Source organism: Draconibacterium orientale, from assembly GCF_900111425.1.
GTDB lineage: Bacteria > Bacteroidota > Bacteroidia > Bacteroidales > Prolixibacteraceae > Draconibacterium > Draconibacterium orientale.
Genome location: NZ_FOHT01000008.1, coordinates 76,369 through 89,690 on the forward strand (window position 1 = coordinate 76,369; position 13,322 = coordinate 89,690).

The window sequence follows — 13,322 nt, forward strand, 5'->3', positions numbered from 1 at the left end:
TGATAAAAATATGGAAAAAAATCAATATTTAAGCTGACTCGCTGCGTTTTTACATGTTAAAAAAGAGTTGGGATCTGTAAAAAATAATTTTTAGTGAGCTCCGCCTTAAAAACGTTCAAATGTTGTGCGTTTATCGCTCAATGGCTCAGGATGTATGGTGGTGATAAAACCAAATTCCTTTTTAATGGTTTTTTCAATTTTTGTGCAGATTTCGTGTGTTTCGTAAAGCGTCATTTCAGGAGGGAGTTTTATGTGGCAGCTCATTTCTGTATGCTGTCCGTAGTGGTGTAAATGAATGTGATGAAGGTTAACTTGTATTTTGCAATTAAGTTGAACTGTTTTGTGGATCTGTTCCAACAAGTCATCAGAAGGACTTTCTCCAAGCAGCGACTTGATTTCTTTCGATAGGATTTCGAAACTGGCATACCCGATCATTATGGCGACTATTAGTGCCAAAACCGCATCTGTCCACCAGAAATATTTACCCACGAGCATACCAACTAAAATTATTACCGATGAAAGCGCATCGGTTCGGTGGTGCCAGCCATCAGCTTTTAATATGGTTGATTTGGTTTTCCGAAAGCCCCAAAAAGCATATTGGGCCAGTAATTCCTTTGCCACAACGGAAATAATGGTAACCACCCAGGCAACGGTGCCAAAAACCGTAGTTTCGTGGGTGCCAAATTTATCAACTGATTTTAATACGAAATCGAAAGCAACTATCGCCAGCAAAACACCTATAATTATGGCGGCAATATGTTCAGCACGGCCATGCCCGAAGGGGTGATCATCGTCGGCCGGTTTGCTCGAAATCTTTCCACCGATCAATACAACTACCGACGACACCGAGTCGGTGAGTGTATGCCAGGCATCAGCAATTAAAGCTACCGAGCCTGTTACAATTCCCGCCCAGTATTTCAAGCCGAAAAGAAGCGTGTTGACAATAATGGATATCCAACCTTCTCGAAATATATACTTGTTGTTTTGCATCCGGTTTTCTATTGGGTTTAAAAGTAGGTAAAACAGATTAAAAACGAAACGTTTATTACGACAACAGTTTCTGTAGATCGGGTTTATAGTTTCGGCCAATAGGTAATTTTTTGCCCTTAATTTCAACAAAACCTGCACCAATCGATTCAATTTTATCGATAGAAACAATATAGCCGCGATGAATTTGCAGAAAACGTTTGGCCGGAAGTAAGTCAGCGAGATGGCTGATACGTTCTTTGGTAACAATTTTTTGTTCGTTGGTGTGAGCAATTACATAATCGCCGAGGCTTTCGAAATACAGAATGTCGGTAAGGTTTATTTTGTGATGTTTTTTGTCGGCTTTCAGAAAAATAAAATCGCGGGTTTCCTGTGCTTCAGGAGTTGAAATGGGAGAAGCTGTCTGTAATTCAAGAAAATGGTTAATGGCCTTGGTAAAACGCTCGAACGAAATGGGTTTCAGCAGGTAATCAACCACATTTAGTTCAAATGCATCGATGGCATAATCGCGATAGGCCGTGGTGAAAATTACTTTGGGCGGATGCAGTAGCGAACGAATAAAATCGACGCCGGTAATTTGAGGCATCTGTATATCGCAAAACAGCAAATCGATGTTTTCTTTTTGCAGAACGGGCATTGCTTCCAGTGCATTGTTGCACTCGGCAACCACTTCGAAATCGGTAAAAGCCGACAGGTGGTTACGGATTACCCGAATGGCAATAGGTTCGTCGTCGATGATGATACAGCGGTACATTATTCAGCTAATTCTAAGGCTAAAGTTACTGAAAAAGTCGCTTCATTTTCGTCAATTTTCAACTCGTATTTTTTAGGGTAAAGTAACTCCATCCGTTTTTTTACATTACTAAGGCCAATTCCTTTCGACAGATTTTTAATATATGGTTTCGCCGGATTCATGGAATTTTCGATTTTGAATACCATTGAAGTGTGTCGTGTTTTTAAACTGCATATAATCTTTGCCGTGCCCGGATTGTGGCTAACGCCGTGTTTAAACGCATTCTCAACAAACGGCAGCAGAAGCAAAGGCGCAATTTGCAGGTTGTTGGTTTCTTCGGGGAAATCAACGGTAATACTTAGTTTTTCAGAGTAACGCAGCTTTTCAATCTCGATGTAGTTTTGCAGGTTCAGGATCTCATCGTAGAGCAAAACCTTTTTTTCGTTGCAACGGTACAGAATGTAATCCAGAATTTCGGAAAGACGCAGCACCAGCCCCGGCGCTTCATCCGATTTTTCCATGGTAAGCCCGTAAAGGTTGTTCAGTGTGTTGAAAAGAAAATGGGGATGAATCTGTGCTTTTAATAACTTCAGTTTAGCCTCTTTCAGCTTTAGCTCGGTATTCAATTTTTTACGTTCCAGCTCGTTTTTTTCCTGCTGAATAAAAAAGGCACGTTTTATCTGTTTTACGGCGATGGCAAAAAACACAATGAAGTTCAGCGAAATCACTTGTAGCTCGGGATGAAGCACTGACGGATCGATCATTGCTTTGCTTTTCAGAATATAAATGAGCGCGTAAAAAACGATGAGTAACGACAGCCAAACGCCGGCAAGCAGGGTGAAAAAACTGTACAAAAGAAAAAGGCCATAGCGCTTTTTCCAGAGGTAGCGCGGCACTAAAAAGTGGTTAAAGAAATAGGTAAGCAAAATAGCCACCGGCAGCAATCCGGCCGAGAAAATAATAGTTGCCTCGCGAAAAGCACTGTTCCAGCTAAACATGAAAAAGTAGAAACAGGCAACCAGTATCCAAAAGGCTATGTGGTAGGCAGGTCGGATGTACTTCGAGGTTTTTACCCGGGTTATTATATGTTGGATCTTATCGGTCATAACACAATTAATACGTAAATTATCGAGGATTTTTGGATTAACCTATTTTTATCGTCCAAAATCACCGAAATGAAGATGAATAACCTAAAAGCCACCCGATAAGTTATCCTTCACGGAAATGGTTACTGAGCCTTGATTTGTGGTTGTTAAACGATTAAATTCCTGTAAACTAAACAATGTGGAGTAGCTTGCCGGTGTAAACTTTAAAATTAACTATCATGAACTTTTTAGAATTTCATAAAGCAGGTGGCCCAAATATGGGAGTTATTTCTTTAATGGGCTTATTGGTGTTGGTTATAGCCGGAATTAAAATTTACCAAATGGTAGTTCTAAAGCAATACAACCTGAAACTAATCAGGTTAATCCGTATGGGCGGATTGTTTGCGGCTGCATTCGGAGTTTTATCGCAAATTATTGGCATTGTGCAGGCTTTGGAGGCCATACGTGCCGCTAGCGATATTTCGCCCGAAATTGTTATGGGCGGTGCAATTGTTAGTTTTTACAGCACCATTTGGGGACTAATCGTTTTGCTTGTTTCTTTGCCGATTTACTATGTGTTAAAAGAATTTATTAAACTGAAAATGACGGGAAACAATTAAACAAAGTAATGTTTGAACAGGCTTCTTTCGGGAGGCCTGCTTTTTTTTGATAATGCGGCGAAATTACACGGGCTACCCTGGCGGTAGATAATCCTAAATCTGCCATTTAAAATGCCCTTAAAACAACCGGGAAATACGAGGCTACTTAATCTTATCCGAAACTTTACCGATAACTTTATTCAACATCGGAATTTTGCTGAGCCTGTCGAACAGGCTGCTTTTGCCATAGTGCAGGGCAATATTTCGCATGTAGGTAAACAGCCCTAAACTGTGAGCCGCAAAAAGAACCGGATCGAGACGAATGATCGAATAAGTAAAAATCATAAGCGAGCCGCAGGTGCTGATAATCCAAAATCCCAGCGGGAAGTAGGATTCCTTTTTGTTTTCGGAATGAATCCACTGGTAGAAGAAACGCGAGATAAACACCACTTGTGCGGTGGTTCCCCAAATCATCCAGAAAAGCGATACGTCTTCGTTGTGCAGAATGTTGGCAAAACTGCCCGAAGTGAGCAGCCAAACCCAGTAAGCAACAGGAATAGCCAATGCAAGAACTTTAATGGCCCAGTGCATTTTGGTCCACACATTTTTAAGCTGCAGGTTGCGGATGTAAATGCCGTACACCAGCGACTGCCCCATAACAATGGCAAAATCGTGGCGCAGAATTCCGTAGGTCAGCATCATTATCGATGCCACCAGGCTAATCTGCCAGTAAATTACCGGCGATATTACTTCTCCTTCTTTCTCCGATTTAAACCATTGCGCAATGGTGCGGATAAAGAATAAACCCTGGGCAAAAAATCCAAGTCCTATGATTAAAATACTTTCCATGTATGGTTATCGCGGGCCAAATTTAATAAACGTAAGCAATAAGCAGTGCGAGCATCGGAAATATTAAAGCTGGTCGAGCTTTTTTAAGGTTTCGTGTGCGGCTTTCTGGTGGGCTTCTTTTTTAGACGTTCCAACACCTTCGCCGGCTTTTTTATTGTCGATTTTTACAACAGCTTTAAACCGTGGCTGCTTAATTTTTTCGTCGGTTTCTTCAGTGGTCTCAAATTCTATTTCGCGTTTGTTTTTCTGGCTCCACTCAATCAACTGGCTTTTAAAATTCGAGTCTTCCTGTTCAATTTCGTTCAGATCGACAAATTGAGGAAGGATCTTTTTGGTAACGAAAAACTTTGCCGCTTTGTAGTCTTTATCCAGATAAATGGCACCGATCAGCGCTTCAAGTGCATCGCCGTAAATGTGGCTTTTGTCGATGTTTTTTGTGGTGTTCGAATCGATAAAAACGTGTAATCCCATTTCGTGCGTTAACTGCGTAAGGATGGCACGGTTTACCAATTTCGAGCGGGTTTTGGTTAAAAAACCTTCATCTTCCTGCGGGAAACGGTTGTACAAAAAATCGGCAATAACGGCTCCTAGAATGGCATCGCCGAGGTACTCCAAACGTTCGTTGTTTACAAAATTGCCCTGCGAATCGACTATTGATGCCGACTTGTGAATAAAAGCAAGATCGTACAAACGCAAATTCTGGGGGTAAAATCCTAAAAGATCTTTTAAAAACAAATAAAACTCTTTTCGATCAGACGAAAAGAGTTTTACTCGTTGTACTATTTTTCTAACCACAGTGTACTATAGTTTTTTGAAAACTACTGTTGCATTATGTCCACCAAAACCAAATGTATTGCTAATAGCTACATTGATTTCCCTTTCTTTGGCTTTGTTGAATGTGAAATCCAACTTTTCGTCAATTTCTGGGTCAGGTGTAAAGTGGTTGATTGTAGGCGGAACAATGCTATCGCGCATGGCGAGAACACTTGCTAAACCTTCAATGGCTCCTGCAGCACCAAGGAGGTGACCAGTCATTGATTTGGTTGAACTGATGCTCAGTTTATAAGCATGTTCGCCAAATGTTTTCAGAATAGCCTTTGGCTCTGCAATGTCGCCAAGCGGAGTTGAAGTTCCGTGAACGTTAATATAATCAACGTCTTCAGGTTTTAACCCTGCATCTTCCAATGCCCATTTCATCACTAAGTACGCACCTTTTCCTTCCGGATCGGGAGCTGTCATGTGATAAGCATCGGCCGACATTCCGCCACCTGCAATTTCTGCATAAATTTTTGCTCCGCGAGCTACGGCATGTTCGTATTCTTCGAATATGAACGCTGCAGAACCTTCTCCCATAACAAAACCGTCACGGTCTTTATCGAATGGGCGCGAAGCAGTTTTTGGATCATCATTGCGTGTTGAAATAGCTCGCATTGAGTTAAATCCGGCAATACCACATGCGTTTACACCGGCTTCTGATCCTCCTGTCAAAATCATGTCGGCTTTTCCCATACGGATGGTATTAAGCGCATCAATCATGGCATGAGAAGCTGAAGCACATGCACTCACAGTGGTATAGTTTGGTCCTCTGAAACCGTATTTCATCGATACCAAACCACCCGCAATGTTTGCAATCATTTTAGGGATAAAAAACGGAGAAAAACGAGGACGCTCCTCTTTGTAAGCTCTTACTTCCTCGTGGAAAGTTTGTAAGCCTCCAATTCCTGCACCCCAAATAACGCCAACTCGGTCACCGTCAACTTTTTCCAGATCAATGCCGCTGTCAGCAACAGCTTGCTCTGAAGATGCAAATGCATACTGTGTGTACAGGTCGTATTTGCGGATTTCCTTTTTCTCCATGTACTTAAGAGGATCGAAATCTTTAATCTCGCATGCAAACTTTGTGGTATGCAACGAAGCGTCGAAGCGGGTTATAGGCCCAGCTCCACTTACGCCGTTCTTAAGATTCTTCCAGTACTCTTCAACGGAATTCCCTAAAGGATTAACGGTTCCAACACCGGTTATTACTACCCGTTTTAATTCCATAAATGAATTCTATGAATATAACTTCTTGTGCTAAAAAATTAGAGTGCAGATTCGATGTGAGCGATCGCTTCACCTACTGTAGAAATTTTTTCTGCCTCGTCGTCTGGAATAGCAAGATCAAATTCTTTCTCGAATTCCATGATTAATTCAACGGTGTCAAGTGAGTCAGCACCAAGATCGTTAGTGAAAGATGCTTCTGTAGTTACTTCACTTTCGTCAACACCTAATTTATCAACGATTATTGCTTTTACTTTTGCTGCAACGTCAGACATAATTCTTAATTTTAATTAATACTAAATTTTGTTTTAAAATAATTCGCTGCAAAGTAATACATTTACGCTTTAAATCTCCAAGAAAAAAATTAAAAAAGATGTTAACGTTGCAGCTCATATAACTATTAATCGCCTAAAATTGAACGAATTGTTTAAAAGTTCTAAAGTCTAAAGAAACGTTAAAATGGAACAAAAGAGGATTGCTGTTTTTGCTTCGGGATCGGGAACCAATGCCGAGAATATTTTTAAGTATTTTCTTGGAAATGAAAAAATTAAGATCGATTCACTGTGGGCAAACAAATCTGAAGCTTATGCATTGGTGCGGGCACAAAAACATGGGGTAGAAACCTTTGTATTCAATCGCAACCAATTCTATAATACCAACGAAATTATTGAAACATTAAGAAATCGTAAAGTGGATGTTATTGTGCTGGCGGGTTTTTTGTGGTTAATTCCGGATAAGCTGGTCGAAAACTTCACGATTATTAATATACACCCGGCTTTGCTGCCCAAATACGGCGGTAAAGGAATGTACGGAATGCATGTGCATAAAGCGGTGGTGGAAAACAAAGAAACGCACTCGGGAATCACAATTCATTACGTAAATCAGAATTACGACGAGGGAAAAATCATCTTTCAGACACAATGCGAGGTGTTGCCCAACGATACACCCGAACAGCTTGCAGCAAAAGTACATGCGTTGGAATACGAACATTACCCACAGGTAATCGAAAAAGTGCTAAACCGAAATAGCTAATAAACGTCAATAATTAACCGGAAATATGGCGGGTTGGTTAATTAATTTTACAAATTACAATATCCTGTTAAATAATGTTAAGTGCCATATTCTCAGCATTTCAATAAAATTATCTTTGTCGCATGAGTCGTAAAATGCTAATAACATTAATTGTGTTGATGGCGGTTGTGCTGTCGGGTTTGATATTGGTGCAGGGATCGATGATCAAGTCGGCATCTGATATCAGGGAGGAGCAGTTTAACCAGTTAGTGGCTAATGCATTGGATATGGTTGCCGTGCAGCTGGATTTAGATGAACAGCGACTGGCACGCGAATATGCAAGCCGCGGAATAGTGCCGGGGCAAAAGAATAATCCAAGTGAGTTTAGCAACGTTTTTCCGCGAAATAGCCTGTCGCAGGCAACGGTAAGTTTTCAGCTCAGCTATTCGCAGGGTAGCGTTTACGGGCAAATGGAAGAAAAATATAAGGCAGAGGTGGCCGATTCGGTAAAAGTGAGTGCTATTTCGCAAATGCAGCGCTTTTTGGAAGAAAGCCTGGAGCAAGAGCGAAGACGACAACAGTGGCTTCGCGATGCCGACTGGAAAAATTACGATATTCTTTTGGAAGATCGTCCCATTGAAGAACGTATTGATTCGGCACGGTTGGAAATGTTTTTGAGAAATGCGCTGGCGCAAACCGAAATCGATCTGGACTATAAATACGCCATTAAAAACTCAACATTGGGAAAAGACCGGATTATTTTTGGCGATACAGATTACAAGCCGGGTAAAAAGAAAGAATATCCGCAGTTGCTTTTTCAGAACGATTACACCGGATCGAAACCCAATTATTTAAATATTTATTTTCCGGAGCGAAGAAGATACCTGGTGAAACAAACCGGATTAACCATTATACCAACATTTATTTTAACCGGATTGCTGATTGCCATTTTTGCTTATGCTTTAATGGTTATTATGCGCCAGAAAAAGCTGTCGAACATTAAAAACGACTTTATTAATAATATGACCCACGAGTTGAAAACTCCAATTTCAACCATCTCGCTGGCCAGTCAAATGTTGCAGGATGGCAGTGTGACGAATACGCCGTCGATAATTGAACACGTTGCTAACGTAATTAACCAGGAAAGTAAGCGTTTGGGTTTCCAGGTGGAAAAAGTGCTGCAGATGGCTGTTTTTAATGAAGGACGCCTGAAGTTAAAGTTCCGCGAGTTCGACGCGAATAAGATGATAAAAACAGTAACCGCCAATTTCGAGTTGCGGGTTAACAATAAAAACGGAACACTTCATACTGAAATTTCAGCAGATAATGCACTTATTAAAGGCGACGAGGTGCATATTACAAATGTTATTTTTAACTTGCTTGACAATGCGATGAAGTACAGCAAGGACATACCTGAGATTTGGGTGAAAACCGAAAATCGAAAAGATCAGCTTGTTATTTCTGTTCAGGATAATGGCATTGGAATTGCTAAAGAACATCATGCGCAGATTTTTGATCGCTTTTACCGGGTGCCAACAGGAAATGTTCACGATGTAAAAGGATTCGGTCTGGGATTAAGCTATGTGAAGAAGATTATCGACCTTCACAACGGTACAATAAAAGTTGAAAGTGCGTTGAATAAAGGAACGAAATTTAAAATTTATTTCCCACAAATAAATAATTAACCATGGAACAAAAAACAAAATTATTACTGGCAGAAGACGACGAGAATTTAGGCTTATTATTAAAAGAATATTTGGTTGCAAAAGGATATGATGCCGAGCTGTATCCTGATGGAGAAGCAGCTTACAAAGGTTTTATGAAAGAGCATTTCGACATTTGTGTGTTGGATGTGATGATGCCCAAAAAAGACGGATTTACACTGGCAAAAGATATACGTATTATAAATGCCGACATCCCGATAATTTTCCTGACAGCAAAAAACATGAAAGACGATGTGCTGGAAGGTTTTCAGCTGGGGGCCGACGATTATATTACCAAGCCTTTTAGTATGGAAGAGCTGATTATGCGTTTGGAGGCGATTTTGCGTCGTACCTCGCAGGAAGGACAGGCCAGTACTCAGCAGGTTTTTACCCTTGGTAAATTTACCTTCGACACCCGGAAGCAAACGCTTACCGAAGGCGAGAACGCCGTAAAACTGACTACCAAAGAATCGGATTTGCTGAAACTACTTTGCCAGAATGCCAATAAAGTGCTGGAACGTAATTATGCATTAAAATCCATTTGGATTGACGATAACTATTTTAATGCACGCAGTATGGATGTTTATATTACCAAACTGCGCAAGCACCTGAAAGAAGAACCTTCCGTTGAAATTATAAATGTACACGGAAAAGGTTATAAACTGATTGTTTGATGAAACGCTATAGCAAAAGAAAAGCCTGATAGTTTTAAAGTTATCAGGCTTTTTTGTATTCCAGGCGCTTAGCGGTTGACATCCGCTTAGCGCATCTTCGCAAATGAATCGGTATTAATCCAGTTTCAATACGGCAAGGAAAGCTTTTTGTGGTACCTCAACGTTACCCACTTGTTTCATTCGTTTCTTTCCTTTTTTCTGCTTCTCCAGTAATTTGCGTTTACGTGTAATATCGCCACCATAACATTTTGCCGTTACATCTTTTCGAACCGCTTTTACGGTTTCGCGCGCAATAATTTTTGCACCAATAGCGGCCTGAATGGCAATGTCAAACTGTTGTCTCGGAATCAGTTCTTTTAGCTTTTCGCACATCCGGCGACCGAAAGGGTATGCATTGTCGAAGTGAATTAATGTTGACAGGGCATCTACCATTTCGCCGTTCAGCAGAATATCCAAACGTACCAGTTTGGCCGGTTTAAAACCACTCATGTGGTAATCAAACGAAGCATAACCTTTCGATATACTTTTTAGTTTGTCGTAAAAATCGAAAACGATTTCGCCCAGCGGAAGGTTAAAAACCAGTTCGGCACGCTCGGCAGTCAGGTAATTCTGGCTGACCAGTTCGCCACGTTTATCGAGACACAGGGTCATTACCGGCCCGATAAATTCCGAGGCCGTAATTATATTGGCTCTGATGTATGGTTCCTCAATTTCATCAACAGTTGTTGAAGCCGGCATTCCCGAAGGGTTGTAAACCGTAATTTCGCTGCCGTCGGTAAGGTGAGCTTTATACGAAACGTTGGGTACCGTTGTAATAACGTTCATATCGAATTCGCGCTCCAGTCGTTCCTGGATAATTTCCATGTGCAAAAGCCCAAGAAATCCGCATCGGAATCCAAATCCCAGTGCTGCCGACGATTCCGGCTCGAAAGTCAGTGATGCATCGTTTAATTGAAGTTTATCCATAGCCGCACGCAGATCTTCGTAATCATCGGCGTCAATAGGGTAAACTCCGGCAAAAACCATCGGTTTTACTTCTTCAAAACCTTCAATGGCTTTGTCGCATGGGTTATCAACGTGGGTAATGGTATCGCCAACTTTTACCTCCTTCGCTGTTTTAATACCCGAAATAATGTATCCAACAGCGCCGGGGCCTAAAACATCACGCGGTTGCAAACTTAGTTTTAGTACGCCCACTTCATCGGCATCGTATTGTTTGCCGGTGGCCACAAATTTCACCAGGTCTTTTTTCCGTATCTCGCCATTCTGAATTTTGAAATAGGCAATAATTCCACGAAACGAGTTAAAAACCGAATCGAAAATCAGTGCCTGCAGTGGTGCTTTAGGATCGCCTTTCGGGTGGGGTATTTTGTATATAATCTGGTTCAGAATTTCCTGCACTCCCTCTCCGGTTTTTCCGCTGGCACGAATAATATCTTCGCGGTCGCAACCGATAAGGTCGATGATTTGATCTTCAACAACTTCGGGCATGGCGTTGGGGAGATCCATTTTATTCAGTACCGGAATAATTTCCAGGTCGTGTTCAATGGCCAGGTACAAATTCGAAATGGTTTGCGCCTGAATTCCCTGGGTAGCGTCGATAATTAGTAATGCTCCTTCGCACGCTGCAATCGATCTTGAAACTTCGTACGAAAAATCCACGTGTCCCGGAGTATCAATCAGGTTTAATTTATAGGGCTCACCGTCGTGCACATAATCCATTTGAATGGCATGGCTTTTAATTGTGATCCCACGTTCCTGTTCCAGATCCATACTGTCGAGCACCTGGGCGTGCATTTGGCGTTCGCTTACCGTTTTGGTAAATTCCAAAAGGCGGTCAGCCAGCGTACTCTTTCCATGGTCGATGTGTGCAATGATGCAAAAGTTTCTAATTTTCTCCATTTACTACCTCTTAACAACCATTCTATTAAATGGTTCCTTCTATTTTGCGCAAAGATATTTTATTTTTTGATATAAATCAGGGCAGTATCGCCGATGCTGATGATTTAATTTTTACAATCAATTCGGTAATAAATCGGTAGGTTAGCGGGTAGGCGTTAATCCACTCGTTTTCGCGGGGGCCGGCCACATTCAACGTGCTGATATTATTCAGAATCAGCCACGGAATTAAGTGCGAAGGATTTGTGTATGGACGAACAATTCGCAACGGTTTTTTTAGCTCGTGAGCAAACTGTTGGGTAAGCAGTGTTCCGCCTTTTAAGTCTCCGGAGACCACTATTAATGTTCCGTCAGACCCGGCTACATTTTTTCGTGTTCTGGCCGCATAGTCTTCTTCGTGCATTTCTATCAGCGGATATTTTGCAGCGATTTTACCGTCTTCAGCTTTTCGGTTTTTCGGACACCAGCCGCCACACGGGAATGAATAGTTCAGGCAGGCATCTAAAACTGCACGATCAACTCCAGTTTGTCCTCCTGTGATCAACTTTTGGCACGGTATTTGTATTTTAGTTTTCGTCATGAAAACAATTAAACTGAGTACTATTAATTGTATTCAGAAAACAAATTAGAAACAAAATACTTCACAGCAATATGCTGTTTTTTCATAAGTTTGGTTTAGTTAGGTTTAGTTTGAATCCCGGTAGCAGAGGCTCCGGGATTTTTCTTTTATGATTCCTTTTGTTTGTAGTATTCAATTCCTCCCGACTCGGCAAGAAGTTTTACTTTGTCGATAAGATTCTGTTTTTCATCTTCCGATAGTTTTGAGAATGAACGTGCCAGCGCAATTTTTTCGCGCATATATGTTGCATTTTCATTGCCTGCTATTAATACTGAAACAGGTAGCGACCAAACAAAATGCATCGCTTCTTTTATGCTTACATAGTTCGGGATAACCGGGTCGTCGGATGTCCAGTTGGCTTCTTCTTTTTTCGAAAAGAATCTTCCGTCGGCCAACGATTTTATGGATAAGATTCCCATGTTTCGATCCAGCGCCTTTGGCATTACATTTTCGATAAAACTATAATACGATGCATCGAGAAGGTTGACCGGCATTAATACAGTGTCGAAAATATCACTTGCTTCCGTTTGTTCGAGCATTCGCATGTGGGCATACGGATTTTGGTGGCCTGTAAATCCGAGGTATTTTATTTTGCCCTCTTGTTTGGCTTTTAAAAGTACGTCTAAAACACCGTTATTTATTCGATTGTCAACATCACAGGGCGTTGAAATGGCATGAACCTGGTACAGGTCGATTTGATCAACTTTTAATCTTCGTAACGATCCCTCCAGGTGTTCCTGCACTGTTTTTGCATCGCGGCCGGTTGATTTTGTCATCAGAAAAATCAGGTCGCGGAACTTTGGTGTCAGGTATTTTCCGTAACGTTCTTCGCTGGTTCCGCTCGAATAACTTTCTGCCGTATCGAAAAAACGGACACCGCCTTCTAAGGCAGCTTCAATGACTTCCTGTGCATCGCGTTCGGTCGTCCAGCCCACGTGGTAGCCACCGGTGCCAAGCATGGTAACGTGTTCGCCGGTTCTTCCTAATTTTCGTTTTGGCAATACTTCGCCAAGTCGGTCGCGCGTTTCCTGCCCGGAGGCAAAAGAGCCCGAAGCCATGCTAATTCCGGCAGTAGCGCCGGCAAGCGATTTTAAAAAAGATCTTCTGTTGGTCATCGTCATTA

14 protein-coding genes are annotated in these 13,322 nt (G+C 41.5%); 4 read left to right on the forward strand and 10 right to left on the reverse strand.

Features of this window, described 5'->3' with window-relative positions; genetic code table 11:
- Window positions 1-105: 105 nt before the first annotated feature.
- The 3 genes from BMW53_RS06480 to BMW53_RS06490 are packed head-to-tail and all read right to left on the reverse strand — an operon-like array spanning window position 106 to window position 2,826.
- Window positions 106-990 carry a cation diffusion facilitator family transporter gene (locus BMW53_RS06480; protein ID WP_038556514.1) on the reverse strand — a complete coding sequence of 295 codons (885 nt, stop codon included), beginning with the start codon at window positions 988-990 and terminating at the stop codon, window positions 106-108.
- Between the two features lie 55 nt (window positions 991-1,045).
- Complete coding sequence (locus BMW53_RS06485; RefSeq protein ID WP_038556513.1) at window positions 1,046-1,741, reverse strand: LytR/AlgR family response regulator transcription factor; 696 nt, start codon at window positions 1,739-1,741, stop codon at window positions 1,046-1,048.
- Window positions 1,741-2,826, reverse strand: a complete 1,086-nt coding sequence (locus BMW53_RS06490; RefSeq protein ID WP_051567641.1) for a sensor histidine kinase — start codon at window positions 2,824-2,826, stop codon at window positions 1,741-1,743. The genes BMW53_RS06485 and BMW53_RS06490 overlap by 1 nt, the downstream gene beginning before the upstream one ends.
- 218 nt (window positions 2,827-3,044) lie before the next feature.
- Here BMW53_RS06490 and BMW53_RS06495 point away from each other — a divergent pair, with 218 nt between their 5' ends.
- Entirely contained in the window at window positions 3,045-3,425 is a 381-nt protein-coding gene (locus tag BMW53_RS06495; protein ID WP_038556511.1) for a MotA/TolQ/ExbB proton channel family protein, read from the forward strand.
- 141 nt (window positions 3,426-3,566) lie between these two features.
- Here the strand turns inward: BMW53_RS06495 and BMW53_RS06500 are convergent, their stop codons facing one another.
- The 4 genes from BMW53_RS06500 to BMW53_RS06515 all read right to left on the reverse strand — a co-directional run bounded on the left by BMW53_RS06500 (window position 3,567) and on the right by BMW53_RS06515 (window position 6,568).
- Window positions 3,567-4,253: a lipid-A-disaccharide synthase N-terminal domain-containing protein gene (locus BMW53_RS06500; protein WP_051567640.1), complete on the reverse strand. Its 687-nt coding sequence runs from the start codon at window positions 4,251-4,253 to the stop codon at window positions 3,567-3,569.
- A 63-nt stretch (window positions 4,254-4,316) separates the two neighbouring features.
- Window positions 4,317-5,048 (reverse strand): ribonuclease III, encoded by a 732-nt coding sequence (rnc, locus tag BMW53_RS06505; RefSeq protein WP_081804772.1) that lies wholly within the window; start codon window positions 5,046-5,048, stop codon window positions 4,317-4,319.
- Window positions 5,049-5,054: 6 nt separating this feature from the next.
- Window positions 5,055-6,296: a beta-ketoacyl-ACP synthase II gene (gene fabF, locus BMW53_RS06510; RefSeq protein WP_038556509.1), complete on the reverse strand. Its 1,242-nt coding sequence runs from the start codon at window positions 6,294-6,296 to the stop codon at window positions 5,055-5,057.
- Between the two features lie 38 nt (window positions 6,297-6,334).
- On the reverse strand, window positions 6,335-6,568 hold the full coding sequence (locus BMW53_RS06515) for an acyl carrier protein (RefSeq protein ID WP_038556507.1): 234 nt from the start codon (window positions 6,566-6,568) through the stop codon (window positions 6,335-6,337).
- 184 nt (window positions 6,569-6,752) lie between these two features.
- On the opposite strand from BMW53_RS06515, the gene purN reads away from it, so the two are divergent.
- The 3 genes from purN (at window position 6,753) to rprY (ending at window position 9,681) form a co-directional block, all read left to right on the forward strand.
- A complete protein-coding gene (gene purN / locus BMW53_RS06520) occupies window positions 6,753-7,325 on the forward strand; it encodes a phosphoribosylglycinamide formyltransferase (protein WP_038556504.1) in 573 nt (190 codons plus the stop codon).
- A gap of 122 nt (window positions 7,326-7,447) precedes the next feature.
- Complete coding sequence (locus BMW53_RS06525) at window positions 7,448-8,989, forward strand: sensor histidine kinase (protein WP_038556501.1); 1,542 nt, start codon at window positions 7,448-7,450, stop codon at window positions 8,987-8,989.
- Window positions 8,990-8,991: 2 nt separating this feature from the next.
- Window positions 8,992-9,681 carry a response regulator transcription factor RprY gene (rprY, locus tag BMW53_RS06530; RefSeq protein ID WP_038556499.1) on the forward strand — a complete coding sequence of 230 codons (690 nt, stop codon included), beginning with the start codon at window positions 8,992-8,994 and terminating at the stop codon, window positions 9,679-9,681.
- Window positions 9,682-9,795: 114 nt separating this feature from the next.
- Here the strand turns inward: rprY and lepA are convergent, their stop codons facing one another.
- From lepA to BMW53_RS06545, 3 genes are all read right to left on the reverse strand, one after another.
- Entirely contained in the window at window positions 9,796-11,583 is a 1,788-nt protein-coding gene (gene lepA, locus BMW53_RS06535; RefSeq protein WP_038556497.1) for a translation elongation factor 4, read from the reverse strand.
- Window positions 11,584-11,659: 76 nt separating this feature from the next.
- A complete protein-coding gene (locus tag BMW53_RS06540) occupies window positions 11,660-12,160 on the reverse strand; it encodes a putative molybdenum carrier protein (RefSeq protein WP_038556494.1) in 501 nt (166 codons plus the stop codon).
- A gap of 146 nt (window positions 12,161-12,306) precedes the next feature.
- Window positions 12,307-13,314, reverse strand: a complete 1,008-nt coding sequence (locus BMW53_RS06545; protein WP_051567637.1) for an aldo/keto reductase — start codon at window positions 13,312-13,314, stop codon at window positions 12,307-12,309.
- Window positions 13,315-13,322: the final 8 nt, after the last annotated feature.

Excerpts from the sequence above, each read along its gene's own strand:
- BMW53_RS06500 (WP_051567640.1), bottom strand. The coding sequence starts at position 4,253 with ATGGAAAGTATTTTAATCATAGGACTTGGATTTTTTGCCCAGGGTTTA.
- BMW53_RS06525 (WP_038556501.1), top strand. The coding sequence starts at position 7,448 with ATGAGTCGTAAAATGCTAATAACATTAATTGTGTTGATGGCGGTTGTG.
- lepA (WP_038556497.1), bottom strand. The coding sequence starts at position 11,583 with ATGGAGAAAATTAGAAACTTTTGCATCATTGCACACATCGACCATGGA.
- rprY (WP_038556499.1), top strand. The coding sequence starts at position 8,992 with ATGGAACAAAAAACAAAATTATTACTGGCAGAAGACGACGAGAATTTA.
- fabF (WP_038556509.1), bottom strand. The coding sequence starts at position 6,296 with ATGGAATTAAAACGGGTAGTAATAACCGGTGTTGGAACCGTTAATCCT.
- purN (WP_038556504.1), top strand. The coding sequence starts at position 6,753 with ATGGAACAAAAGAGGATTGCTGTTTTTGCTTCGGGATCGGGAACCAAT.
- BMW53_RS06480 (WP_038556514.1), bottom strand. The coding sequence starts at position 990 with ATGCAAAACAACAAGTATATATTTCGAGAAGGTTGGATATCCATTATT.
- BMW53_RS06490 (WP_051567641.1), bottom strand. The coding sequence starts at position 2,826 with ATGACCGATAAGATCCAACATATAATAACCCGGGTAAAAACCTCGAAG.
- BMW53_RS06545 (WP_051567637.1), bottom strand. The coding sequence starts at position 13,314 with ATGACCAACAGAAGATCTTTTTTAAAATCGCTTGCCGGCGCTACTGCC.
- BMW53_RS06495 (WP_038556511.1), top strand. The coding sequence starts at position 3,045 with ATGAACTTTTTAGAATTTCATAAAGCAGGTGGCCCAAATATGGGAGTT.
- BMW53_RS06485 (WP_038556513.1), bottom strand. The coding sequence starts at position 1,741 with ATGTACCGCTGTATCATCATCGACGACGAACCTATTGCCATTCGGGTA.
- BMW53_RS06515 (WP_038556507.1), bottom strand. The coding sequence starts at position 6,568 with ATGTCTGACGTTGCAGCAAAAGTAAAAGCAATAATCGTTGATAAATTA.
- BMW53_RS06540 (WP_038556494.1), bottom strand. The coding sequence starts at position 12,160 with ATGACGAAAACTAAAATACAAATACCGTGCCAAAAGTTGATCACAGGA.